This window comes from Rhizobiales bacterium NRL2 (assembly GCA_001664005.1).
Lineage (GTDB): Bacteria > Pseudomonadota > Alphaproteobacteria > Minwuiales > Minwuiaceae > Minwuia.
The window spans coordinates 1,222,936-1,247,808 of record CP016093.1; the positions used below are offsets into that span (position 1 = coordinate 1,222,936).

A 24,873-nucleotide genomic window follows, 5' to 3' on the forward strand; every position below is an offset into this window, starting at 1 on the left:
CGTTGAACTACTACCTGGCGGCCACGGTGCTTCGCGCCTTTTCGCTCAACGGCGCCACCAAGGCGCTGTACCGCTGGCTCGGCAACCGGAAGACCGAGCGCAAGCTGTCGATGGAGCGGGCCGGCTGGGTACTCGACCGGATCGCCGAGGCGGAACTGCCGGAGCGTCCGGTCTTTCTGGAGCTCGGCACGGGCTGGATGCACGCCTACAGCGTCTTTCCCGCGCTGATCCATGAGGCCGAGGTTCACTGCTTCGACGTCTGGGACAACCGGGCCTTCGCAGCGTTCCGGGCGGCGTTGCCCCAGGTCCGCCAGGGGCTCGCGGGCCTCGATCTGACGCCGGCGCAGCGGGAGCGGGCCGAAGCGCGGCTGGCCGGGCTCGAGCGCGCGGAGAGCTTCGACGACGTCTACGCCGTCCTCGACATGCACTACGCCATCGATCATGACGGCGTTCTGCCTTATCCGGACGGCCGCTTCGACATGGTCTATTCGGTCGACGTGCTCGAACATGTCGTCGCCGAGGGCTTCCGGCGCGCCGCCGAGGACTGGTTCCGGGTGCTGAAGCCGGGCGGGCGCATGGCGGCCCAGGTCGGGCTGGACGATCACCTCGCGCACTACGATCCCTCACGCTCGAAGAAGCATTATCTGCGACATTCGAAGGCCGCGTTCAGCCGCTGGCTGGAGAACGACGTGCAGTACATCAACCGCATTCCGGCCGGCGAGATGATCGCGATGCTGGAAGGCGTCGGCTTCCGCACGCTGGCGGCCGAGCGCTGGAGCGTCGAGGATCCGGACCGGCTGCCGGTGCACGGGGACTATGCGGGTCAGCCGCCCGAGGATATCGCGGCCTGGCGGCTGCTGCTGACCATGGAGAAGCCGGCAGCCTGACCGGCACGGAGCGGGAGGGGTTCATGAACGCGATCGATCTGAAGGGCAGACGAGCCATCGTGACCGGCGGGGCGCAAGGCATCGGCCGCGCGATCGCCGAGCGTTTCATCGCCTCAGGCGCGGCGGTGTCGATCTGGGACCGCGACGAAGCCCTGGCCGCGGAGACCGCCACGGCGATCGGGGCGACACCCGCGGTGGTCGACGTCACCGACCACGCGGCCATCGATGGCGCTCTGGCCGACACGATGGCGGCGCTGGGCGGCCTCGACATTCTGGTCTGCAATGCCGGAATAGCCGGCGCCAACCGGAAGGTCTGGGATTACACCCCCGAGGAATGGCGCCAGATCATCGAGATCAACCTGATCGGCGTCTATCTGTGCTGCCGCGCCGTGGCGCCGAAGCTGATCGAGAACGGCTATGGCCGGATCGTCAACATCGCCTCGGTCGCGGGCAAGGAGGGCAATCCCAACGCCTCGGCCTATTCGGCGTCGAAGGCCGGGGTCATCGCGCTGACCAAGTCGCTGGGCAAGGAACTGGCCGACCGCAACGTGATGGTCAACTGCGTCACCCCGGCCGCGGCGCGGACGGCGATCTTCGAGCAGATGAGCCAGGAGCACATCGACTTCATGCTCTCCAAGATCCCCATGGCCCGTTTCGTCGAGCCTTCCGAGATCGCGGCGCTGGTGACCTGGCTCGCGTCCGAGGACTGCAGCTTCACCACCGGTCAGGCGATCGACATCTCCGGGGGTCGCGCGACCTACTAGACTGAACCCGCCCCGGGACTCGATCCCGGGGCCCATCACTTTACCGCTGCCTCACTGGACCCGCGATCAAGTCACGGGACCTGCAGGTGGTGGCGATTCAACCTCCCCCGGAATTGCGCCGCAGCTCGTCCTCGACGAAGTCCATGCGGTCCTTGCCCCAGAACAGTTCGTCGCCGATCAGGAAGGAGGGCGCGCCGAAAACGCCGCGCTCCAGGCCTTCCTCCGTTTCCGCGATCAACAACTCGCGGACGGCGGGGCTTTCCACCTCGGCTTCGAACGCTTCGGGATCGACGCCCAGCCTCTCGGCAAGGCGGCCGAGGCCGGCGATCTCCGCAATCGAATGGTCGTTGCGCTCCCAGTAGGCCTCCAGCACGGCGGTAATGAATTCGTGCTCCAGCCCGCGGCCACGCATGGCGAGGGCGCCGCGCAGCGCGCGGCTGGTCTTGATCGGAAACACGTCGGGGAAACGGAAGGCGAGGCCGTATTTTGCCGTCCAGCGCTCGAGGTCGCGCTTGCGGTTGGCGATCTTCGCCGGCGGCTCGTCCATCAGGACATAGTCATGGTGGCGGAAGACGTGACCGAGATTGAAGGCGCGCGGGACGACCGCCGCGCCATGGCGCGCCGCGATCGGCGGCAGCAGCTTCCACGCGAAATAGGTGTTGGTGCTGCCGGGATCCCAGAAGAACTCGATCGCGGTCATGGCCGCCACCGGCGAGCGGGGCCGCGGCGGTTCACTGCAGCACGTACATTTTCAACGGCATCCATATCCCCATGACAGTCATCATCAGGTTCTCGGTCAAGGAGATCGCGCCGAGCGGTACGTTGGAACTGCCGCCGACGCAGGCGCATTTCAGTTCGCGCTTGTCGACATAGACGGCCTTGAAGACCGACACCGATCCGACCAGGCCGATGAACAGCGCCACCGGCGCGGCGAGCCAGATCAGCGCGCCCGCCAGCATCAGGATGCCGGCGAAGGCTTCGGCATAGGGATAGATGTAGCCATAGCGCACCCAGCGCCGGGCCAGCAGGTCGTAGTTCAGGAACATGGTCGAGAAGCCCTCGACATCGTCGAGCTTCTGCAGGGCGAGCAGACTCATCGCGGTCGCGATGAACCATTCCAGTGTCCGGATGGCGAGAAGGTCCGCGCCGGTGGCGATTCGCACGGCCATGGCGATCAGGAAGGCCATGATGAACAAGGCGATCACCGGCCGGTAGGTCGTGTCGTCCTGCTCCTCCGGGGGATCGTCCTTGCCCAGCCAGACCCTCAGCTCGTCATAGCCGCCGACGCGCTCGCCGCCGATGAATATCTGCGGCGTGGTGTCGACGCCGTGCTTCTCCTGGAAACGGTCGGTTTCGTCGCGGGTTTCCAGCCAGTGGTCGTCGACCTGGTAGCCCTCGCGCTCCAGCAGATCCCTGGCCTTCAGGCCGAAGGGGCAGAGGTGGTCGGGCATGACCATGCGATGAAGCTCGGCGACCTGGCCGTCCTCCGCGTCCGCCTTCGCGGTTCGCTGATCGTCTGCCATTTCTGTGCTCCCGCAACGTTACCGTTGTTCGTGCTCCCCCTCTTGAAGAAGGGGTTGAGGGGCACATGGCGGTTTCGCGCGCCGCTTCAAGCGCGGCGCACGGGTTTGCCTCAGCCGGATTCGGGGCGTTTGGCCTTGAAGCGCCGCATGCCGGACAGCCAGCGGTCGACATCGAGGGCCTTGCGCTTCATGTACTCGCGCACCTGCTCGTGGGGCAGGATGAGGAACTCTTCCTTGTCCATCGTCTCGATCACGCAGTCGGCGAGCTGCTCGGGCTCGATCATGCCGTCGACCGAAGCCACCGAGACGTTGCGGCCCGAGGTCATGGCGGTCCGCACCGCCTGCGGCGCCAGCACCGAGACATGGACGCCCCGGTCGCCATAGTTGATCGAGAGCCATTCGGCGAAGGACACCGCGGCATGCTTGGTCACCGAATAGGTGGCGGAGTTGACGTGGGTCAGCAGGCCGGCGGCGGAGGCGGTGTTGATCAGATAGCCCTCGCCGCGGGCAGCCATCTTCTCGGCCACCGCGCGCGCGGCATAGACATGGGCCATGACGTGGATGTCCCAGTTCTGCTGCCAGTCGGCGTCGGAGCTCTCCTCGCCGCCCATGCGGGCGATGCCGGCATTGGAGACGAAGACGTCGATATGGCCGTATTCATCCTCGGCCGCCTTCACCAGCCGCTTGATGTCCTCTTCCTTCGATACGTCGGTGACGACCGCGAGTCCGTTCACGCTGGCGGCGACCTGCTCTAGCTTGTCGGCCTGCATGTCCGCGACGACCACGCCCTTGGCGCCTTCTTCGTGAAAGCGCTCCGCCAGCGCCTTGCCGATACCGGATGCGCCGCCCGTGATGACGCAGACCTTGCCCTTGACCCGCATGGATGATCCTCTCGATGGTTGTTTCGTGCCGTTGGGTTCTGAATAACAGCCGCGCAATCCGGCGAGAAGTCTTGACCTCTGCAACCTAGCCCCCCTTTATTCGGGGCACAGGCGCACCACTTGAAAAAGCGCAAGGGGATCGTCGCGCCGGGGGGCGGCGCCGTCCAATTCCAACGAGAACGGGAGATCCGACATGGCATTTCAACTTCCTGACCTGCCCTATGCCAAGGACGCGCTGGAGCCGCACTACTCGGCCAACACGCTCGACTTTCATCACGGCAAGCACCACAACGCCTATGTGACCAAGGCCAACGAACTGGTCCAGGGCACGCCGCTGGACAACGCCTCGGTCGAGGAAGCCATCATGGAAGCCCACAAGCAGGGCAATCAGGGGCTGTTCAACCAGGTCGCCCAGATCTGGAACCACACCTTCTTCTGGAACGGCATGGCGCCCGGCGGCGGCGGCGAGGCCAAGGGGGATATCGCCGACGCGATCAAGGCCGAGTTCGGTTCGACCGAAGAGATGGCTGCCAAGTTCAAGGCCTCGGCGGCCGGCAATTTCGGCTCCGGCTGGACCTGGCTGGTGCTCGACGGCGGCAAGCTGAAGATCCACAACACGTCCAACGCCGGCACCCCGATGACCGACGGCCTGACGCCGGTGCTGACCGTCGACGTCTGGGAGCACGCCTATTATCTGGACTACCAGAACCGCCGGCCCGACTACGTGCAGGCGTTCTTCGACCATCTGGTCAACTGGGACTTCGTCAACGCCAACATGAAGGGCTGAAGCTGCGGGCGGGACGACCCGCCCCCGTGCAGCCGATGACCGACAGGGCCCGGACCGCCGTCCGGGCCCTTTTTCGTCTCACCGCCTCATGTCACAGCCCGGACACACCACATGCGTTCGGAATCATGCTATCCATTCACCCGTTGCGGTCATTGCCGGGGGTCGGGGAAACGGTTTCCGGACGACATGGTTCTCCCGCCGCCGGAGGGGCCTAACACCCTCCATGGCCGGGAGGCAGCAACAGCGAAAGGCCGTTCCCGTCGGCGCGGGGGCGGCCTTTCCTTTTTCTGGTGCCGTTGCTGGCGGTAGGGTTCCCGCGGCCGGTCTCAGGCCGCCTTTTCCAGTTCCGCGTGCCATTCACCGCGGGCGGCGGCCCAGTTCATCCGGGCGCGGTGCAGATAGGCGCGCTGTCCGGCGGCGACGTTCTCCGGCTTGCCGCTCCAGGCCTTCAGCGCCGACTGCTGCAGCGCGCGGCCATAGGAGAAGCTGAGCTTCCACGGAAGGTCGCCCAGGCGGTTCATGGCGTCGAGGTGCGCGGTCGCCTCTTCCTCGGTCTGGCCGCCCGACAGGAAGACGATGCCGGGCACCGCGGCCGGCACGCAGCGCTTCAGGGTCTGGATGGTCGCGTAGGCGACTTCCTGCACGCCGGCGCGGTTCGCCGCGTCCTGGCCCGAAATCACCATGTTGGGTTTCAGCAACATCCCCTCCAGGGCCACGCGCTGGGCATGGAGCTCCGCGAACACCGCCTCCAGCGTATCCTCGGTCACCTTCTGGCAGCGGGCCAGGTCGTGGCCGCCGTCCATCAGCACCTCGGGCTCGACGATCGGCACGATGCCCGCTTCCTGGGAGAGCGCGGCGTAGCGCGCCAGGGCATGGGCATTGGCGGCGATGCAGTAGTCGCTCGGCAGATCGTCGGTGATCTTGATGACCGCGCGCCACTTGGCGAACTCGGCGCCCAGCTTGCGGTACTCCTCGAAGCGTTCGCGCAGCCCGTCCAGGCCTTCGGTCACGGTCTCTCCGGGCGCGAAAGGCAGGGGCTTGGCGCCCTTGTCCACCTTGATGCCCGGCGCGACGTCGGCGTTGCGGATTAGGTCGACCAGCGGCGTGCCGTCGGCCGCTTTCTGGCGCAGGGTCTCATCGTACAGGATGATGCCGCCGGTGTACTTGCCGTGGTCTTCGGCGCGGAACAGCATCTCGCGGTAGTCGCGGCGGTTTTCCTCGGTGTTCTCGACGCCGATCTGGTCGAAGCGCTTCTTGATGGTGCCGGTGGATTCGTCGGCCGCCAGGACTCCCCGACCGTCGGCGACGATCTTCATGGCAACGGCATTCAGGTCGCGATCGGACATCTTCTCTCTTGCTCCCGCTCGGTCATCGTTGAAGGACGGCGACGCCCGGAAGGACCTTCCCCTCGATCCATTCCAGGAATGCGCCGCCGGCAGTGGATACATACGAGAAATCGGCCGCCGCGTCAGCGTGGTTCAGCGCCGCAACCGTGTCGCCGCCACCGGCGACGGAATTGAGTTTGCCGGATTTCGTCAGGCGCGCCGCGGCCCGTGCGATCTCGACCGTGGCCCGGTCGAAGGGCGGCGTCTCGAAGGCGCCCATCGGGCCGTTCCACATCAGCGTACGGCAGTCCTCCAGCCGTGCGACGGTCTGGGCGATGCTCTTCGGCCCGACGTCCAGGATCATGCGGTCGGCGGGTACCGCCGCGATGTCGACGACATCCGAATCGACATCCGCCGCCAGGCTGTCGGCCACCACGGCGTCCAGCGGCAGCAGAATCTCGCAGCCCCGGTTCTCGGCCGCGAACATGATCCGCTGGGCGGTGGCGACCAGATCCGGCTCGGCGAGCGAGCGGCCCACCTCGAATCCGCGGGCCAGCAGGAAGGTGTTGGCCATGGCTCCGCCGATGATCAGCAGGTCGACGCTGCCCGAGAGGTTCTCCAGGACGTCCAGCTTGGTGGATACCTTGGCCCCGCCGACCAGCGCCGCCGCCGGGCGCTCGGGGTCGCCCAGCGCGCTCTCCAGCGCGGTCAGTTCCGCCTCCATGCAACGGCCCGCGACCGTCTCCAGCCGCCGCGCCAGGCCTTCGGTCGAGACATGGGCGCGGTGGGCGCAGGAGAAGGCGTCCGCGACGAAGGCGTCGCCGAGCGCCGCCATGCGGTCGGCGAGAGCGTCGTCGTTCCTTTCCTCGCCGGCGTGGAAGCGGGTGTTCTCCAGCAGCAGCACGTCGCCGTCGGCCATCGCGGCGATGCCCTTCTCCGCCGGCTCGCCGACGCAGTCCGGCGCAAAGCCGACGGGCCGGCCAAGACGCTCGGACACTGCCGCGGCGACCGGTTCCAGCGACAGTTCCGGTTGCCGCTCGCCCTTCGGCCGCCCGAAATGGGCGAGCAGAATCACCTTCGCGCCCTTGTCGGAGAGTTCCCGGATCGTCGGCAGAACGCGGTCGATCCGCGTGTGGTCGCTGACCCGGCCGTCACGGAAGGGTACGTTCAGGTCGACGCGTACGAGCACGCGCCGGCCCGCCGCGTTGAGGTCGTCGAGCGTGCGGAACCGGCTCATGCGATGGCCCTCCGCTCAGATCAGACGGCCCATGGCGACCGCGGTGTCGCCCATGCGGTTGGAGAAGCCCCACTCGTTGTCGTACCAGCTCAGCACGCGCACGAAGGTGCCGTCGATGACCTGCGTCTGGGTCAGGTCGAAGGTCGAACTGGCCGGCGAGTGGTTGAAGTCGACCGAGACCAGCGGCTCGTCATTGACCTCAAGCACGCCTTTCAGCCGGCCTTCGGCGGCCTGCTTCATGGCTTCGTTGATCTCTTCGGCCGAGGTCTTGCGCGACGCCTGGAAGGTGAGGTCGATCAGCGAGACGTTGTTGGTCGGCACGCGGATCGCCGTGCCGTCCAGCTTGCCCGCGAGTTCCGGCAGCACCAGTCCGACGGCCTTGGCCGCGCCGGTCGAGGTCGGGATCATCGAGGACGCGGCGGCGCGGGCGCGGCGCAGGTCGCTGTGCAGGGTGTCGACCGTGCGCTGGTCGCCGGTATAGGCGTGGATGGTGGTCATGAAGCCGCTCTCGATGCCGATCGAATCGTTCAGCACCTGGGCGACCGGGGCCAGGCAGTTGGTGGTGCATGAGGCGTTGGAAACCACCTGGTGGCCGCTCTCCAGTTTGTCGTGATTGACGCCGTAGACCACCGTGAGGTCGGCGCCGGAGGCCGGCGCCGAGACGAGCACGCGCCTGGCGCCGGCCTGCAGATGGGCCGAGGCCTTCTCCTTCGACGCGAACAGGCCGGTGCACTCCAGCGCGATGTCGACGCCCATGTCGCCCCAGGGCAGCTTCGCCGGATCGCGCTCGGCCAGCACCCGGATCTCGCCCTTGCCGTAGTCCATGCCGCTGTCGGTGGTGGTCACCTTCATCGGAAAGCGGCCATGCACGGTGTCGTAGCGCAACAGATGGGCGTTCGCCTCGATCGAGCCGAGATCGTTGATGGCGACGACCTGGATGTCGTTGCGGCCCGATTCGGCAAGGGCGCGCAGAACCAGGCGGCCGATGCGGCCGAATCCGTTGATGGCGACACGTAGCGTCATTCTTCTTTTCCTTCCTGACTAGCCGAGCCGCCCCTTGGCGGCCTCCGCGATCGCGGCGGGCGTGATGCCGAAATGTTCGTAGAGCTGGTCGGCGGGCGCCGATGCGCCGAAGCCGGTCATGCCGACGAAGCCGCCATTCTCCCCGACATAGCGTTCCCAGCCGAAGGGGGAAGCGGCTTCCACCGCGATGCGCACCGTCCCGGGCCTGAGCGTCTGGTTGCGGTAGTCCTCATCCTGCGCATCGAAAATCTCGCGGCAGGGCATGGAAACGACCGAGGTCGGGATGCTGTCGGCCTGGAGCTGCTTGCGCGCCGCCAGCGCCAGCGCGACTTCGGTTCCGGTCGCGATCAGCGTGACTTTCGCCTCGCCTGCGGCCTCCTTGAGGATATAGCCGCCGCGGGCGGAGAGATCCTTAGCTTCTGCGCGCACCTGCGGCGTGCCCTGGCGGGAGAGCGCGAGCACCGACGGGCCCGAATCGTGCGCCAGCGCCAGTCTCCAGCACTCGGCCGTCTCCACCGCGTCGGCCGGACGGAAAACGCGCACGTTCGGGATCGCCCGCAGCGCGGCGAGATGTTCGACCGGCTGGTGGGTCGGACCGTCCTCGCCCAGACCGATCGAATCATGGGTCATCACGTAGATCACCCGCTGACCCATCAGCGCCGAAAGGCGGATGGACGGGCGGCAGTAATCGGTGAAGACCAGGAAAGTGCCGCCGTAGGGGATGACGCCGCCATGGAGCGCCATGCCGTTCATCGCCGCAGCCATGCCGTGTTCGCGCACGCCGTAGTAGATGTAGGAACCCGCGAAGTCGCCCGGCGTCACCGGCGTCATGGCGCCGGTCTTGGTCAGGTTCGAACCGGTCAGATCGGCGGAACCGCCGACCATTTCGGGCAGCGCCGGCTGCAGCACCTCGATGGCCATCTGTGAAGCCTTGCGCGTCGCCACGTTCGGCTTGTCCTGCAGCAGCTTGGCGATATGCGCCTCGATCCCGGCCTCCCAGCCGTCGGGCAGGCGGCCCGACATGATGCGCTTGAAGGTCTCGTGGCGGTCCTGGTCGATCTCCGCCAGGCGCACGTCCCAGGCCGCCGAGCGGGAGGCGCCGCGGGCACCGACCAGCCGCCAGGCGTCGAGCACGTCGTCGGGCACCTCGAAGGGCGCGGAAGTCCAGCCGAGCTTCTCGCGCGCCGCCTGGATCTCCTCATCGCCCAGCGGGGCGCCATGGGTGGCTGCTGTGCCCTGCTTGTTGGGCGCGCCGTAGCCGATGACGGTCTTGCAGGCGATCAGCGAGGGCCGCGGCTCGTTGCGGGCGGCCTCGATCGCGTCGGCGACCGCCTTGTGATCGTGGCCGTCGCAGTCGAGCACGTGCCAGCCAAGGGCGGCGAATCGCGCCATCTGGTTGTCGGAACAGGCGAGGTCGACCGAGCCGTCGATGGAAATGCTGTTGTCGTCGAAGAGGACGACCAGCTTGCCCAGCTTCAGATGGCCGGCGAGGCTGGCCGCCTCGTGGCTGATGCCTTCCATCAGGCAGCCGTCGCCGGCGATCACGTAGGTGAAGTGATCGACCACCGTGTCGCCGAAGCGCGCGTTCAGGATGCGCTCCGCCAGCGCCATGCCGACGGCGTTGCCCAGGCCCTGGCCCAGCGGACCGGTGGTGGTCTCGATGCCGGCGGCGTGGCCGTATTCGGGATGGCCGGCGGTGCGGGAGCCGAACTGGCGGAAGTTCTTCAGCTCTTCGATGGTCATGTCCGCATAGCCCGTCAGGTAGAGCAGCGAATAGAGCAGCATCGAGCCATGACCGGCGCTCAGCACGAAGCGGTCGCGGTCCGGCCAGTCGGGCCGGCGCGGATCGAACGCCAGGTACTTGCTGAAAAGCACCGTCGCTACGTCGGCCATGCCCATGGGCATGCCGGGATGGCCGGAGTTCGCCTTCTGGACAGCGTCCATCGACAAGGCTCGGATGGCGTTCGCCATCTCGCGCGGATCAACATTCATACGTTCTGGGCCTCGGCGCTTCTGGACGGCATGTCCGACGAACCTTCACGCCCGGCCGGAACGCCTCGCTGGTGAAATGACGTTCGCTGTCCGGGCACAAGATGCCCGGGCCGCCCCGCTGATCGGCGCAGCCCGAAAGCGGCGGCAAAATGCCGGGCGGTCGTTCGGGCGTCAACCACGGCGAACCCGAATTCGCCAAAACCGGAACGGTCGGTGCGGGAGCTTGTTGACGGCAAATCAGGCTTGTTTCTATGGTAACGTGTTAGCAGCGGCGGCTAACGCCATGCAGGACCGATGATAATTGTCCATGAATGACCTCAGGCCCCGGAATTCGGACCCGTGGGAGCGCATTGCCTCAGCCATCGAGCGTCTGGAACAGGCCGGCGCGGCGGACGTTGTGCGTCGAACAGCCGCAGAATCATCCGACGGCGACGCGCGTGCGCAACTGGCCGCGGAGGTCGAAGCGCTGAAGGGCGACAATGCCGAATTGCGGGACCGTCTGGCGGAGCGCGAGGCCGTGGTTGAGCGGCTCCGACGGGAGGCCGCGCGCATGGCCGGACAGGTGGATCGCGCGCTGGAACAGCTTTCCCTGATCGTGAAGGGATGAGCCGATGCCGCACGTGACCGTTTCCATCAATGGCCGGGACCATGTCATCGGCTGCGGCGAGGGCGAGGAGGATCGTGTCCGGCAACTCGCGGCCTTCGTCGACAAGCGCGCCACCGAACTGGTCGACGGCGGCATGAAGGTGCCGGACGCGCGGCTGATGATGATGACCGCGCTGATGATCGCGGACGAACTGGCGACCGCCTATGAGGAGCTGGACACCGCGCGCGCCGGCGGCGGATCGGACGGCGGCGCCAATGACGGCCGGGCCCGGGAGATCGCGGATCGGCTGGAGGCGCTGGCCGAGCGCATGGAATCTTTTTCCTCCACCGGCTGAGATCACTCGCACTTTCCGCGATTCGTACTACATTGACGGCTCGGGCGGACCACTGCGGGGTTCGTCAGACCAGCGAAGCCCCTGGGCCAATGAAGTCCTCTAGGGAGCTGTCACTGTCCGGGGCCGTGGTCCCGGATACAACGGCGCCCACCTGGTTAGCCAGGCCACAGAGGTGCTTGCATATGTCGACGGCTTTCGCGGGGCCGCCCGAGCCACGCCTGAGCGGGCTTCTTGTCCCGCGGCGACGGCGTTTCGTCGCCCTATATGGTTTTCCTGGACGTGAAGAGGCCACGGGGGACGCCATTCCATGATCAGACTGCTCGCTCTCATCTTCATCCTGCTGATTTCCGTCTCGGCGCGGGCGGAGACGCGTCCGCCCATGGTGGCTGCGGCGCACCCGCTGGCGGCCGAAGCCGGCATGGCGGTGCTGCGTGACGGCGGCTCGGCGGTGGATGCGGCGATCGCCGTGCAGGCGGTGCTGACCCTGGTCGAGCCGCAGTCATCGGGCATCGGGGGCGGCGCCTTCATGCTGCACTGGCATGCTGGGGAGGGCCGGCTGGACGCCTATGACGGCCGCGAAACCGCGCCGGCGGCGGCCACGGAGGCCCTTTTCCTGAACGACGACGGCACGCCCCTGGGCTTCTTCGAAGCGGTGGTCGGCGGCCGCGCGGTCGGCGCGCCCGGCGTGCTGCGCATGCTCGAGCTGGCGCACGCGGATCACGGCAGGCTCGAATGGGCGCGGCTGTTCGAAGACGCCATCCGCCTGTCGCGCGACGGTTTCGACGTGACGCCCAGGCTGCATTACCTGCTGGATCGCGACCGCTATCTCAAGGCCTCGCCCAGCGCTGCGCCGTACTTCTACGATGCAGACGGCGCGGCCTGGCCTGTCGGCCACATACTGCGGAACCCGGCGCTGGCCGAGACGCTGTCGCTTGTCGCCGAGGGCGGAGCCGACGCCCTGCACGAGGGCCCGGTCGCGGCGGACATCGTCGCCGCGGTTCGTGGCCATGCGGAGAATCCGGGGCTGTTGAGCGAAGCGGATCTGGCCGGTTACGCGGCGAAGCGGCGGCCGCCCGTCTGCATCGGCTATCGCTCGCACCGGGTCTGCGGCATGCCGCCGCCGACCTCGGGCGGCGTCGCGGTCGCGCAGATCCTCGGCATGCTCAGCCGATTCGACCTTGGCAGCGCCGGTCCCGCGCCTGTGCTGGTCCATCTGGTCGCCGAGGCGGAGAAGCGCGCCTATGCTGACCGGGCGCGGTTCCTGGCCGACAGCGATGTGGTCGATGTTCCCGTGGCCGAACTGCTCGATCCCGACTACCTCGCCCGCCGCGCCGCGGAGATCGATGCGACGGTGGCCTCGGGCGAGGCGGAGCCCGGCCTGCCCCGGCAGCGGGGACTGCGCGACGGCGATGATCTGACGCAGCCTGCGACGACTCACTTCGTCATCGCGGATGCAGCGGGCAACGTGGTTTCCATGACGTCGTCGGTGGAGAACGCCTTCGGCTCGCGCATCTTCGTGCGCGGCTTCCTGCTCAACAACCAGCTCACGGATTTCTCCTTCGCGCCCGACGACGCGGAGGGGCTGGCTGTCGCCAACCGCGTGGAGCCCGGCAAGCGCCCGCGCAGCTCCATGTCGCCGACCATCGTGCTGGATCGGGAAGGAGGCTTCCGCCTGGCCATCGGCTCGCCGGGCGGCAGCCGCATCATCGGCTATGTGGCCCGGACCCTGATCGGCGTGCTCGATCTTGGCCTGACGGTGCAGCAGGCGATCGACCTGCCCAACTTCGTCAACCGCAACGGGGCAACCGACCTGGAAGATGTGGCGGAAGTCGAAGACATGCGGCGCGCGCTGGAGGCCATGGGCCACGTGGTGAACGTGCGTGGCCTCAACAGCGGCCTGCACGGGATCGAGCATGTCGACGGGGTCTGGCGCGGCGGCGCCGATCCCCGCCGCGAGGGTGTCGTGCTGGGCACGGAGTAGGGGCGCAGCGCGGGTCCGTCTGAAAGCGAAAATCCCCCACCCGGATCAGCTGCGCGGATCCACCCTCCCCCTTGGCAAGGGGGAGGGAAAGGGAGGGGGATCGTCTCGAGTTCGGGCGGCCGTCAGCCGCCGGAGATCAGCTCCGCCTGCTTGACCATGGCCTCGGCCTGCTTGATCGAGGCGATGTCGATCAGCTTGCCGTCGAGGGCCACGGCGCCGCGGCCTTCCTTCTGCGCCTGCTCCATGGCGGCGAGGATGCGGCGGGCCTTCTCGACTTCCTTCTCGGCGGGGGTGAAGACCTCGTTGGCGATGCCGATCTGCTTGGGATGGATCGCCCACTTGCCCTCGCAGCCCAGGATCGCGGCGCGCTGCGCCTGGGCGCGGTAGCCGTCCGGGTCGGAGAAGTCGCCGAAGGGGCCGTCGATCGGCCGGAGACCGTTGGCGCGGGCGGCGACCACCATGCGGGCGATGGCGTAGTGCCACATGTCGCCCCAGTGATAGTCGCGCTTGCCGGCGTCGTCGGCGTCGGTCAGCACGCCATAGTTCGGGTTCGGACCGCCGATGGAGGTGGTGCGCGCCTTGGTGGAGGCGGCGTAGTCGGCGACGCCGAAATGCAGCGATTCGTTGCGCGGGCTGGCGGCGGCGATCTCGTCGACATTGGCCATGCCAAGCGCGGTCTCGATGATCATCTCGAAGCCGATGCGCTTCTTGCGGCCCTTGGCGGCCTCGATCTGGGTGACCAGCATGTCGACGGCGTAGATGTCGGAGGCGGTGCCGGCCTTCGGGATCATGATCAGGTCGAGCCGCTCGCCGGTCTGCTCCAGCACGTCGACGACATCGCGGTACATGTAATGGGTGTCGAGGCCGTTGATGCGCAACGACATCGTCTTGTTGCCCCAGTCGATGTCGTTGAGCCCCTCGATGATGTTCTTGCGCGCCTGCGGCTTGTCGTCGGGCGCGACCGCGTCTTCCAGATCGAGAAAGATGACGTCCGCATCGGACTTTGCGGCCTTTTCGAACATCTGCGGCGAGGAGCCGGGCACGGAAAGCTCGCAGCGATTCAGGCGCGGCGTGGTCTGTTCGACGATCTTGAAGCTCATCGCAATTCCCCCTGGAAGAAAGTTCTCCCGGCTATAGACCGTGGCTCAGCGCCGGGCAAGCGGATGCGCGCCCCTGACGAGGTCCGTCAGACGCTCATCCTGCACGTGTGTATAAATCTGCGTGGTCGAGATGTCCGCGTGGCCGAGCAGTTTCTGGAGGCTTCGCAGGTCTGCGCCGCCGGCCAGCAGGTGGCTGGCGAAGGCATGGCGCAGCACGTGCGGAGAGACGCGCGCGGGACGGATGCCGGCCGTCCCGGCCAGCTTCTTCAGTTCCAGCGCGAAGTGCTGGCGGGTCAGGTGGCCCGCCGCGCCGCGCGACGGAAACAGCCAGTCCGACGGCCGGCCGGCCGTCAGGAAGCGGGCGCGGACCGCGTGATAATCCGCCAGCGCCGCCAGCGCCTCCGGGCTCATGGGCGCCAGCCGCTCCTTGCCGCCCTTGCCGCGCACCATCAGGAAGCGGCCGTCGCCGCTGAGCGTCGGATGGGGCAGGGTGAGCAGTTCGCTGACCCGCAGCCCGGCGGCGTAGAGAATCTCGATCAGGCAGATCAGGCGCACGCCGCGATGGTCGCGCCGGGCGCGGGCCGCAGCGATCAGCGCGCCGATCTCGTCCACCGAGAGCGTCTTCGGCAGAGGGCGGCCGCGCTTCGGCGCATCGAGGGCGAGGGCCGGATTGTCGGCTCGCAGCCCCTCGGCCAGCAGGAAGGCGTAGAGCCGGCGCGCCGAGGAGGTGCGGCGGGCCTGGGTCGCCGCCGCCAGACCCTGACGCGAGAGATGACCGAGCCAGGCCCGGAGCGCCTCCGTGTCCGCGTCCGCGATGGCGCGCCCGCGCCCGGCGAGCCAGCCGGCGAGCCCGTCCAGATCGCGGCGGTAGGCGGCGATGGTATTGGCTGCGGCGTTGCGTTCGGCCGTCATCATGTCGAGAAACAGCTCGATCAGCCGGGCATCGTCCGGCCGCGGTGCGGGGACCTCAGTCTCCCTGGGCAATGACCGCCTCGATTGCGAGTTGCCTCGCTTCCGCCTGCAGACCGGCGCGGCGCAGGACGCCGGCAATGGTCGACAGGGTGACGGGATCCAGATTGCCGGCGCTGTCGGCCCCGGTCAGCGCAAGCGCCGCCAACAGGGCTTCACCGGTCGAACCGGTGCCGGAGGCCATGACGAGTTGCCGCCAGAGCGCTGGTTCGTCGACACCTGCGACAGTTTCCATGTCCTCGGCGAGGAGGTCGGCCCACAGGTCCGCATCGGCTGGCTGGCCCAGCGCGTCCAGCGTCATCAGCACCCTGAGCGCGCGCGTCCTCCCTTGCGGCTGGTCGCCGGTCACCGACCACCACACGCGAAGCTTGCGCGTGTCGGTGCCGGTCAGCCCGGCCACCTGCGCCAGCGGGAGGAAGGCCGTGTTGGCCTGGACCAGGTCGCTGCCGCCGCCGCTGGCGCCGCGGCCGAGGATGTGCGTCCAGGCCTCCGCGCGCTCGTAGCCGCCGTTCAGCAGCGACATGCGGATCGCCGCCGGCGCCAGGAAGGCGATGGCGGAACCGGGCTCGAGGCGCTCGAGAATGCCCCGGGCGTAGCCGGCGGCCAGGTCGTGCTCGCCGGATTCGGCGGCGCGGCTCCAGAGTTCGTTCAGCGCCTCGGCGCGGCCTGCCACCTCCTGCGTGACCATCGCCGAGACCACGGGCTCGCGATAGGGGCTGGGCGAATCGGCGGCGCCCTCCATGTCGTAGACCAGCATCACGACCGACGGCGCCAGCCCCGCATGGGCGACCGCCCGTTCGCCGGCCGCAATCCGCGTTGCCGGATCGTGTCCCGAGCCCGACGCGACGATGGCGGCCAGATAGGGCGGCAGGTTCCCCGCCCGGGTCAGGGTCGCCGAGGGCGCGGCCTGAAGCATCGCCAGGTGCAGCGCACGCATCGACGGGTCCGCCTCGACGGTGACGGGGGTCTCGTCAGCGACGGCGTCGGCCAGGTCGCGGAAGATCGGGTCCGGGTTGCCGGATTCGGCGATCAGCGAACGCATCAGTTCTGCGTCGGCGCGGCGGCCGGCCCGCAGGTCGCAGAAGACGGAAGCCCGTTGCCAGTAACCGCTGCCGCCGGCGCGGACGGTCGCCTGAACGGTGTCGCAGGCGCTGTCGGCCTCGCCCAGTGCGAACTGCGCTTCCGCCAGAATTTCCGCCACCTCCGGTTCGGAGATGCCGCCGCCGGCCGCCTCGGCCAGGGCCACGACGCTCTGCGCCTGGCCCATGGTCAGCAGATGCTCCATCCTGAGGGCCAGCAGTTCCGCGTCGGATATCCCGCCAGCCGGCATGCGGCCTGTCGACAGCAGGAGCCGCCGCGCCAGATCCCGTGCTGTGGCCGAGCGGTAATAGGGCGGCAGACGGCGCAGCAGCGCCGCAACGGTTGCGCGGTCGGCGCCGTTCCAGAGATCCTCCGGCAGGCCGCTTTCGCCGGGGCCGAGCAGCCCGACGGACGCGCGTCCGGGCGCCTCCAGACGGTCGACGCGGACGTCCGACTCCCTGACGGGACCGGGACGCTCCGACGGGGCGGCGTCCGGCACCAGGCTGCGCGGGGGGTTCTGCGCGGCTGCGCCGGCGACGGCCAGCAGGATGGCCGCGGCGGCGGCCAGGCCGAGGCCGGCCCTAGCGCGAGAAACGGTCATTGGGCACCACCTTGCGGACTTCCTTGGTGGGCGGCGGGATGTCCCAGGTCGCGACGAAAATCGCGCCGCCGGCGACAAGCGCCACGACAAGGACGACAATGATGAGTAGAAAGCGGCGCATGGTTCGGCGGAATTTCCCTGAGCTACGACAACGGGTTTACCAGTCCGGCCTCGCCGTCCGAGATTGCCGGCGTACGGCAACCTGTAGAATATGAAGCGGACGCGAAAAGTCTATCGGCCATGTGTGGCGCATTCAAATCCGCGCACTGGCCGGCGGGAGAAAGGAAGCTTGTCGATGCCCAATGCGGGCGCGGCGCCGATGCCGGAACAGACGCGGGAGCCTTCGCTGGTGCTCGTCGGACTGATGGGCGCGGGCAAGAGCACCGTGGGCCGCCGCCTCGCGCAGCGGCTGTCGCGTCGGTTCGTGGACGCCGACGACGAGATCGAGCGCGCCGCCGGCATGTCCATTCCGGAGATCTTCGAGCGCTTCGGCGAGGCGCATTTCCGCGATGGCGAACGCCGCGTGCTGGCGCGGCTGCTGGATCAGGACGGCATCATCATCGCCACCGGCGGCGGCGCCTTCATGCATCCCGAGACCCGGCGGATGATTCGCGACCGCGCCCGCTCGATCTGGCTCAAGGCCGATCTGGATACGCTGGTCCGGCGTTGCGCGCGGCGCGCCGACCGGCCGCTGCTGAAGGGAAGCAGCGCGCGCGAGACGCTGGGCCGCCTGATGGAAGAGCGCTACCCGGTCTATGCCGAGGCGGATTTCACCGTGGAAAGCGGCGGCGACGCCCACGACCTGGTGGTCGAGCGAATCATGCAGGTCATCGGAGCCGATCAGCCATGACCCGGACCGTGCGGGTGGATCTCGGGGCCCGGAGCTACGACATCGCCATCGGCGCCGGGCTGCTCGCCGGGGCCGGCGACGCTATGAAGGCGGTCCTGTCCCGGCCGCGCGTCGTCATCGTCACCGACCGGAACGTCGCGGACGCCCATCTGGGTACGGTCGAAGCATCCTGCGTCCGGTCCGGGATTGAGACCGCCGCCATTGTGCTGCCACCGGGCGAGGCGACCAAGTCCTTCGCCGAACTGGAACATCTCTGCGGCGCCCTGATCGACCGGCGCGTCGGCCGCGACGACATGATCCTGGCCCTGGGCGGCGGCGTCATCGGCGATCTGGCCGGTTTCGCCGCTTCGATCCTGCGTCGCGGAGTCGACTTCATCCAGGCGCCGACGACGCTGCTGGCCCAGGTCGACAGTTCGGTCGGCGGCAAGACCGCCGTCAACGTCCCCCAGGGCAAGAACCTGATCGGCGCCTTCCACCAGCCCCGGCTGGTGCTGGCGGACGTCGCGGCGCTGGATACGCTGCCGCCCCGCGAAGTGCTGGCCGGCTACGCCGAGGTGGTCAAGTACGGGCTGCTGGGCGACCGTGACTTCTTCGACTGGCTGGAGGTCAACGGACCCGCCATCGTCGACGGCGACCGGGCGGCGCGGATCGAGGCCGTGGCCCGGAGCTGCCAGGCCAAGGCCCGGATCGTCGCCGCCGACGAGCGCGAAAGCGGCGAGCGGGCCCTGCTCAATCTCGGCCACACCTTCGGCCACGCGCTGGAGGCCGAGGGCGGCTTTGACGGCACCATCCTGCACGGCGAGGCCGTGGCCATCGGCATGGTCCAGGCCTTCGAACTGTCGGCGCGGCTCGGGTTCTGCCACGGGCAGGACGTCGAGCGCGTGCGCCGCCATTTCACCGCCGTCGGCCTGCCCACCCGTCCGGCCGACCGGGGGCTGGACGGCGCGCCGGCGGAACGGCTGCTGCATCACATGGCGCAGGACAAGAAGGTCCGCGACGGCCGTCTGACATTCGTGCTGGTGCGGGGCATCGGCGAGGCCTTCGTCACCCGTGACGTGGAAGCCCCCGCGGTCAGCGCCTATCTCTCCAGCGAGGTTGCCTGACCATGGACTGGCAAATCATCATCTCCATCGCGGCGATCGTGCTGCTGCTCGTGCTGTCGGGGTTCTTTTCGGGTTCCGAGACGGCCCTGACCGCGGCATCGCGGGCGCGCATGCATCATCTCGGACGGCTGGGGAACAAGCGCGCGGTCCGGGTCAGCAGGCTGGTCGAGCAGAAGGAGAACCTGATCGGCTCCATCCTGCTCGGCAACAACCTGGTCAACATCCTGGCGTCCTCGCTGGCGACCAGCGTGCTGATCGTGCTGGTGGGCGACGCCGCGGTGGCGGTGGCGACCATCGTCATGACCCTGCTGGTGCTGATCTTCTCCGAGGTGCTGCCCAAGACCTACGCCATCCGCAACCCGGACGGCTTCGCGCTGGCCGTCGCACCCGCCATCGATTTCCTGGTCCGGATGCTTTCGCCGGCGGTCTATGCGGTCCAGTTCGTGGTGCGCCTGACGCTGCGCGCCTTGGGCGCGCATCGGCTGGCCGACAACGACATCTCGGTCGAGGACGAACTGAAGGGCACGATCGAACTGCACGCCCGCGAGGGCACGGTTCGCAAGACCGCCAAGGACATGCTGGGTTCCATCCTGGAACTCGACGACGTCGACGTCTCCGAGGTGATGATGCACCGCCGCCGGGTCGTGACGCTGAACGCCGACAACCCGCCCGAGCAGATCGTCGCCGATGCGCTGGCCAGCAACCACACCCGCATTCCGCTGTGGCGCGGCGAGCGGGAGGAGATTGTCGGCGTCCTCCACGCCAGGGATCTGGCCCGGGAACTGGTGAAGAACGACGGCGATCCATCGAAGCTCGACATCGACGAGATAGCCCGGGAGCCCTGGTTCGTGCCCGAAACGACGACCCTGCGCGAGCAACTCAACGCCTTCCGGCGCCGTCACGCGCATTTTGCCCTCGTCATCGACGAATACGGTTCGCTGCAGGGCATCGTGACCCTGGAGGACATTCTGGAAGAAATCGTCGGCGACATCTCCGACGAGCACGATCCGGTCACGGCCGGCATCAAGCCGCTGCCCGACGGCACCTACGAGATCGAGGGTTCGGTCACCATCCGCGATCTCAACCGGCGCTTCGACTGGAATCTGCCCGACGAGGAGGCGACGACCATCGCCGGACTGGTCGTCTACGAAGCGCAGGCGCTTCCCGACAAGGGCCAGATATTCCGCTTCCACGGCTTCACCTTCGAGGTGCTGGAACGCCGCCGCAACCGCATCAACCGTCTCAGGATCACCCCGCCCGAGAGCGAAGAATAGCGGCCGCCGCGCTTGACCGCCGAACTCGCTGCCATCATCGCGCCTGTCTTCCTGATCGCCGGGATCGGCTTCGCCTGGGGCCGGCTGCGCCTGCCCTTCGATACGCGCACTGTGACGGCCATCGCCACCAATGTCAGCACGCCGGCGCTCATCCTGGCGACTCTCGCCGGTCTGGAGGTGACGCCGGAAGCGGTCTCCCGGATGGCGCTCGCCACGGCGTTGACGCTGGCCGGCTTCGCCCTCGCAGGCGCTGCGTTTCTGCTTCTCTTCCGCATGTCGCTCAAGGCGTTCCTGACGCCGGTGATGATGTCCAACGCCGGCAATATGGGCCTGCCGCTCTGCCTGTTCGCCTTCGGCCAGGAGGGGCTGGCGCTGGCCATCGCCTGTTTCGCCGTGGTCGCGGCCTGGCATTTCACCTTCGGCATCGCCATCGTCTCGGGCCGGCTGTCCTTCCGGACGATCCTGCGCACGCCGGTGGTGCACGCCAGCATTGCGGGCTTCGTCATCCTGCTGACGGGCTGGACGCCGCCAGACTGGCTGGACAATACGCTGCAGGTTCTGGGCGGCATCGCCATCCCGCTGATGCTGATCGCGCTGGGCGTCTCGCTCGCCTCGCTGGAGGTGCGGAGCCTGCGCGACGGCGCGATCGTGGCCGTGCTGCGCCTGTCGGTCGGGCTGTGCATCGGGTTTGGGGTGGCCGAACTGCTGTCGCTGGAAGGCGCGGCGCGCGGGGTCATCCTGATCCAGTCGGCGATGCCGGTCGCGGTCTTCAACTACCTGTTCGCGGCGGCCTACGATCAGCGTCCCGGCGCGGTGGCGGGCTCGGTGCTGATCTCCACCGCCGTCTCCTTCCTGACCATGCCGTTCCTGCTGCTGTTCGCCATGGGACGCCTGTAGGAGCCTACAGTCCGGCGATACGGGCGATCGCACCGATGTCGAGATGCGCCTCCAGATGCGCGGCGAGTTCGTCGAGCGTCTGTTCCACCAGGCTGGCGTGGACCAGCGTGTTGTCCGCTTCGGCGCCGAGGCCCGCGAGGAAGGCCCGTCGGAAACCGTCGTCGCCGAACAGTCCGTGGACGTAGCTGCCGAGCACGCGGCCGTCCGCGCTGGCCGCGCCTTCCGGGTGGCCTTCGACCTCCAGCCAGGGCCGCGACCGGTCGGGACCTTCGGTGCGTCCGATATGGATCTCGTAGCCCGAGACCGCCGCGCCGCTCGCCGGGTGGCTGCCCGCCACCGGGACGGTGCGTTTCTCCGCCGTCATAACCGTCGCCACGTCCAGCAGGCCGAGCCCCTTCACCGTCTCGGCCGGACCCTCGACGCCCTCGGGGTCGGCGACGGTGCGGCCCAGCATCTGATAGCCGCCGCAGAGGCCCAGCACGCGCCCGCCCCGCCGCGCATGGGCCAGGATATCGATATCCCAGCCCTGGGCGCGCAGATGGCGCAGTTCGCCGGTGGTCGACTTGCAGCCGGGCAGCAGGATCAGGTCCGCATCGCCGGGCAGGGCGCGGCCGGCGGCGACGATCTCCAGGTCGACCCCCGGCTCCGCGGCCAGCGGATCGAGGTCGTCGAAATTGGCGATACGGCTGAAGGCGGGCACGGCGATCCGGAAGGCGCCCTCGCGCCGGCGCGGACGCCCGGCCAGCTCCATCGCGTCCTCTGCAGGCAGCCGGTCGGCATGGGCGAACCACGGCACCACGCCCAGCGCGGGCCAGCCGGTGCGCCGGGCGATCAGGTCGCGGCCGTCGTCGAACAGGCTGGGATCGCCACGGAACTTGTTGACCAGGAAGCCGCGGATGCGCGCCCGTTCGGCCTCCGGAATCAGCGCGTGCGTGCCGACGATCTGCGCGATCACCCCGCCGCGGTCGATGTCACCGGCCAGGACGACCGGGATGTCGGCGGTCTCGGCGAAGCCCATGTTGGCGATGTCGCCGGCGCGGAGATTGACCTCAGCGGTGCTGCCGGCGCCCTCGACGATCACCAGGTCAGCCTCGGCCGACAGCAGGCGGAAGCTCTCCAGCACCTTCTCCAGCAATTGCGGCTTCAGCTTCGCGTAGCCGCGCGCGCGCGCGGTCGTCAGCCGCCGGCCCTGGACGACGACCTGCGCGCCGGTCTCGCTCTCGGGCTTCAGCAGCACGGGATTCATGTGCACGGTCGGTTGGACGCGGCAGGCCAGCGCCTGGGTCGCCTGGGCGCGCCCGATTTCGCCGCCGTCGGCGGTCGCGGCGGCGTTGTTGGACATGTTCTGCGGCTTGAAGGGCCGGACCGTGAGGCCACGGTCGGCGAACAGCCGGCACAGGCCGGCCACCAGCATCGACTTGCCGACGCTGGAGCCGGTACCCTGCAGCATGATGGCGGCACTGGCCATGTTTGCGCCCTCCCGAACCAATCCGGCTCAGGCGATAGCCGTTGCGGCGCGTCGGGGAAAGCGTTTCGTCAGGGCACCAGCTTGTAGCCGCCGGGTTCGGTCACCAGGATCTGCGCCTCGGACGGCAACGGCTCGATCTTCTGGCGCAGGCGGTAGATGTGGGTTTCCAGCGTGTGGGTCGTCACTCCGGCGTTGTAGCCCCAGACCTCGTGCAGCAGGATATCCCGCCCGACCGCCTTCTCGCCCGCGCGGAACAGGTATTTCAGGATCGAGGTTTCCTTCTCGGTCAGCCGGACCTTCTTCTCCGACTGCTTGTGGACCATCATCTTCTGGGCGGGCCGGAAGCTGTAGGGACCGATGGTGAAGACGGCGTCTTCGCTCTGCTCGTGCTGGCGGAGCTGTCCGCGGATCCGGGCCAGAAGCACGCCGACCTTGAACGGCTTGGTGATGTAGTCGTTGGCGCCCGATTCCAGCCCCAGGATTTCCTCGGCGTCCGAATCCGCGCCCGTGAGCATGATGATGGGCATCTTGAAACCGTTCTTGCGCAATGCCCGGCAGACCTCGCGCCCGTCCGTGTCCGGCAGGCCCACATCCAGCAGGATCAGGTCGAAATGCTCCTGCCGCGTCATTTCGATCCCGGCCTGGCCGGAACTGGCCTCGCGCGTCTCGAATTCCTCGTGCAGGCCCAGCTGTTCGGCCAGCGTCGTGCGCAGAGCCTCGTCGTCGTCGATCAGCAGGATCCTCTTGCCACCCATCATGGTCCAACCCCTCAGTGTCAAATCAATTCTCGAGACATGAGACAAATCTGATCGGCAAACACGCCGTTCAACCTGTTTCATCGCCACAACGCCGGGCCATCACCAATACGTCACATTTTCGATTTCAGGTCACATCAACGTGTGAAGGCAAGTGATCGAAATGTGGCGCGCCTTGCGGCGCCGGGCCGGATTGCGCGCGCCGAGCCTTCAAGAAGCCGCGACGACGGAGTATAGCTTCCCGCACCGAACCGGAGGAGAACGCGATTACCCCCGTCCCGCCAACCGAAGAGCGCCTTCGCGCCGTGCGCGAGGTCGACCGCGCCGCCGCCGATCTGCGCCGGGGTCTCCCGGTCTGCATCGGCGACAAGGCTTCGGCCGGCGTCGCCGTTTCCGTGGAGACGGCAAGCGCAGCCGATTTCCGGGAGATGACGATGTTCGCCGGCGGTCCGGCGCAGCTGGCGCTGACGGCGCGCCGGGCCAACGTGCTGCACATCCTGCCGTCGGGCCATCCGGTGCAACTCGTTCCCCTGGACGAGCGGCTGAACCGCGACCTCGCCGCCGAGATCGCCGATCCGGAACACGATCTGAGCGGCGGACTGCGCGGCCCGTTTCGGCAAGTGAAGGACGCGCCGCCCGCATACGCTGTCGCCGCGGTGCAGCTCTGCAAGATCGCGCGCCTGCTGCCTGCGGCCATCGTCGCCCCGCTCGCCGCCGGTGCGGATCCGGACAGCCATGGACTGATGACGGTTGCGGCCGGGGCGATCATGGCGCGGGAGGCTGATTCGGCGGCGGAGCTGAAGCGGGTGGCAGCGGCCCGGGTGCCGCTGTGGGACGCGGAGAACACCCGGCTGACCGCGTTCCGGCCCGCGGACGGCGGCCTGGAGCATCTCGCCATCGTCGTTGGCGACCCGCCGCGCGACCGGCCGGTGCTGACCCGGGTGCATTCCGAATGTTTCACGGGCGATCTGCTGGGCTCCATGAAGTGCGATTGCGGCGAGCAGCTTCGCGGCGCGCTGGCGGCGATCGCGGCGGAAGGCGGCGGCGTCCTGCTGTACATGGCGCAGGAAGGGCGCGGCATCGGCCTGATCAACAAGCTGCGCGCCTACGCGCTTCAGGACCAGGGTTTCGACACCGTCGACGCCAATCTCAGGGTCGGTTTCGAGACCGACGAACGCCTCTTTGCGCCCGCGGCCGAGATGCTGAAGCGGCTCGGCTTCTCCGCCGTGCGGCTGATGACCAACAATCCGGAAAAGGTCGCGGGTCTGGCCGCCGAGGGCATCGAGGTGGTCGAGCGCGTGCCACACAGCTTTCCCGCCAATCCCCACAACGCCGACTACCTGGCGACGAAGAAGAGCCGCACCGGGCACTTTCTTTAGGTGCCGGCCCGCCGGGGGGTGAAATTTCTGCCGGGCGACCGAATGCCGCGATACCC

The 24,873-nt window shown here is 68.2% G+C and carries 23 protein-coding genes; 11 read left to right on the top strand and 12 right to left on the bottom strand.

The features are described from left to right. Positions 1 to 2 precede the first annotated feature (2 nt). Together TEF_05630 and TEF_05635 are read left to right on the top strand one after the other, a co-directional pair. Positions 3 to 887, top strand: a complete 885-nt coding sequence (locus TEF_05630) for a hypothetical protein (GenBank protein ANK80327.1) — start codon at positions 3 to 5, stop codon at positions 885 to 887. Between the two features lie 23 nt (positions 888 to 910). Further along, complete coding sequence (locus TEF_05635; GenBank protein ID ANK80328.1) at positions 911 to 1,651, top strand: 3-oxoacyl-ACP reductase; 741 nt, start codon at positions 911 to 913, stop codon at positions 1,649 to 1,651. Between the two features lie 97 nt (positions 1,652 to 1,748). On the opposite strand, the gene TEF_05640 is transcribed toward TEF_05635, so the two are convergent. The 3 genes from TEF_05640 to TEF_05650 form a co-directional block, all read right to left on the bottom strand. Further along, positions 1,749 to 2,351, bottom strand: a complete 603-nt coding sequence (locus TEF_05640) for a hypothetical protein (GenBank protein ANK80329.1) — start codon at positions 2,349 to 2,351, stop codon at positions 1,749 to 1,751. A 31-nt stretch (positions 2,352 to 2,382) separates the two neighbouring features. Further along, on the bottom strand, positions 2,383 to 3,108 hold the full coding sequence (locus TEF_05645) for a glutaredoxin (protein ANK83302.1): 726 nt from the start codon (positions 3,106 to 3,108) through the stop codon (positions 2,383 to 2,385). Between the two features lie 176 nt (positions 3,109 to 3,284). After that, positions 3,285 to 4,055 (bottom strand): short-chain dehydrogenase, encoded by a 771-nt coding sequence (locus tag TEF_05650; protein ANK80330.1) that lies wholly within the window; start codon positions 4,053 to 4,055, stop codon positions 3,285 to 3,287. A 193-nt stretch (positions 4,056 to 4,248) separates the two neighbouring features. Between TEF_05650 and TEF_05655 the strand changes: the two genes are divergently transcribed. Next, a complete protein-coding gene (locus tag TEF_05655; protein ANK80331.1) occupies positions 4,249 to 4,842 on the top strand; it encodes a superoxide dismutase in 594 nt (197 codons plus the stop codon). A 326-nt stretch (positions 4,843 to 5,168) separates the two neighbouring features. On the opposite strand, the gene TEF_05660 is transcribed toward TEF_05655, so the two are convergent. The 4 genes from TEF_05660 to TEF_05675 are packed head-to-tail and all read right to left on the bottom strand — an operon-like array spanning position 5,169 to position 10,419. Next, complete coding sequence (locus TEF_05660) at positions 5,169 to 6,188, bottom strand: fructose-bisphosphate aldolase (protein ANK80332.1); 1,020 nt, start codon at positions 6,186 to 6,188, stop codon at positions 5,169 to 5,171. Positions 6,189 to 6,210: 22 nt separating this feature from the next. Beyond that, entirely contained in the window at positions 6,211 to 7,404 is a 1,194-nt protein-coding gene (gene pgk / locus TEF_05665; protein ID ANK80333.1) for a phosphoglycerate kinase, read from the bottom strand. Between the two features lie 15 nt (positions 7,405 to 7,419). Further along, a complete protein-coding gene (locus TEF_05670; GenBank protein ID ANK80334.1) occupies positions 7,420 to 8,427 on the bottom strand; it encodes a type I glyceraldehyde-3-phosphate dehydrogenase in 1,008 nt (335 codons plus the stop codon). 18 nt (positions 8,428 to 8,445) lie between these two features. Further along, complete coding sequence (locus TEF_05675; protein ANK80335.1) at positions 8,446 to 10,419, bottom strand: transketolase; 1,974 nt, start codon at positions 10,417 to 10,419, stop codon at positions 8,446 to 8,448. Between the two features lie 307 nt (positions 10,420 to 10,726). Here TEF_05675 and TEF_05680 point away from each other — a divergent pair, with 307 nt between their 5' ends. The 3 genes from TEF_05680 (at position 10,727) to TEF_05690 (ending at position 13,341) form a co-directional block, all read left to right on the top strand. Next, positions 10,727 to 11,026 carry a hypothetical protein gene (locus tag TEF_05680; protein ID ANK80336.1) on the top strand — a complete coding sequence of 100 codons (300 nt, stop codon included), beginning with the start codon at positions 10,727 to 10,729 and terminating at the stop codon, positions 11,024 to 11,026. A gap of 4 nt (positions 11,027 to 11,030) precedes the next feature. After that, complete coding sequence (locus TEF_05685) at positions 11,031 to 11,360, top strand: hypothetical protein (GenBank protein ID ANK80337.1); 330 nt, start codon at positions 11,031 to 11,033, stop codon at positions 11,358 to 11,360. 307 nt (positions 11,361 to 11,667) lie between these two features. Beyond that, the gene (locus TEF_05690) at positions 11,668 to 13,341 is read left to right on the top strand and encodes a gamma-glutamyltransferase (protein ID ANK80338.1); all 1,674 of its coding nucleotides are present in this window, start codon (positions 11,668 to 11,670) and stop codon (positions 13,339 to 13,341) included. Positions 13,342 to 13,463: 122 nt separating this feature from the next. On the opposite strand, the gene TEF_05695 is transcribed toward TEF_05690, so the two are convergent. From TEF_05695 to TEF_05705, 3 genes are read right to left on the bottom strand one after another with little or no spacing between them, the layout of a single operon-like run. Then, positions 13,464 to 14,441: a malyl-CoA lyase gene (locus TEF_05695; protein ANK80339.1), complete on the bottom strand. Its 978-nt coding sequence runs from the start codon at positions 14,439 to 14,441 to the stop codon at positions 13,464 to 13,466. Between the two features lie 45 nt (positions 14,442 to 14,486). Next, a complete protein-coding gene (locus TEF_05700) occupies positions 14,487 to 15,356 on the bottom strand; it encodes a recombinase XerD (protein ANK83303.1) in 870 nt (289 codons plus the stop codon). Between the two features lie 52 nt (positions 15,357 to 15,408). Further along, positions 15,409 to 17,091 (bottom strand): hypothetical protein, encoded by a 1,683-nt coding sequence (locus TEF_05705; GenBank protein ID ANK80340.1) that lies wholly within the window; start codon positions 17,089 to 17,091, stop codon positions 15,409 to 15,411. Between the two features lie 295 nt (positions 17,092 to 17,386). Between TEF_05705 and TEF_05710 the strand changes: the two genes are divergently transcribed. The 4 genes from TEF_05710 to TEF_05725 are packed head-to-tail and all read left to right on the top strand — an operon-like array spanning position 17,387 to position 21,215. Beyond that, positions 17,387 to 17,941, top strand: coding sequence for a shikimate kinase (locus TEF_05710; GenBank protein ID ANK80341.1), 555 nt, complete (start codon positions 17,387 to 17,389; stop codon positions 17,939 to 17,941). Next, positions 17,938 to 19,044 carry a 3-dehydroquinate synthase gene (locus TEF_05715; protein ANK80342.1) on the top strand — a complete coding sequence of 369 codons (1,107 nt, stop codon included), beginning with the start codon at positions 17,938 to 17,940 and terminating at the stop codon, positions 19,042 to 19,044. The genes TEF_05710 and TEF_05715 overlap by 4 nt, the downstream gene beginning before the upstream one ends. 2 nt (positions 19,045 to 19,046) lie before the next feature. Next, the gene (locus TEF_05720) at positions 19,047 to 20,318 is read left to right on the top strand and encodes a hypothetical protein (protein ANK80343.1); all 1,272 of its coding nucleotides are present in this window, start codon (positions 19,047 to 19,049) and stop codon (positions 20,316 to 20,318) included. 12 nt (positions 20,319 to 20,330) lie between these two features. Continuing rightward, positions 20,331 to 21,215: a hypothetical protein gene (locus tag TEF_05725; protein ID ANK80344.1), complete on the top strand. Its 885-nt coding sequence runs from the start codon at positions 20,331 to 20,333 to the stop codon at positions 21,213 to 21,215. Between the two features lie 4 nt (positions 21,216 to 21,219). On the opposite strand, the gene TEF_05730 is transcribed toward TEF_05725, so the two are convergent. After that, the gene (locus TEF_05730) at positions 21,220 to 22,683 is read right to left on the bottom strand and encodes a cobyric acid synthase CobQ (GenBank protein ID ANK80345.1); all 1,464 of its coding nucleotides are present in this window, start codon (positions 22,681 to 22,683) and stop codon (positions 21,220 to 21,222) included. A 68-nt stretch (positions 22,684 to 22,751) separates the two neighbouring features. Next, positions 22,752 to 23,438, bottom strand: coding sequence for a DNA-binding response regulator (locus TEF_05735; protein ID ANK83304.1), 687 nt, complete (start codon positions 23,436 to 23,438; stop codon positions 22,752 to 22,754). A 266-nt stretch (positions 23,439 to 23,704) separates the two neighbouring features. Here TEF_05735 and TEF_05740 point away from each other — a divergent pair, with 266 nt between their 5' ends. Beyond that, positions 23,705 to 24,817 (top strand): GTP cyclohydrolase II, encoded by a 1,113-nt coding sequence (locus tag TEF_05740; GenBank protein ID ANK80346.1) that lies wholly within the window; start codon positions 23,705 to 23,707, stop codon positions 24,815 to 24,817. The last annotated feature ends 56 nt before the right edge of the window (positions 24,818 to 24,873 follow it).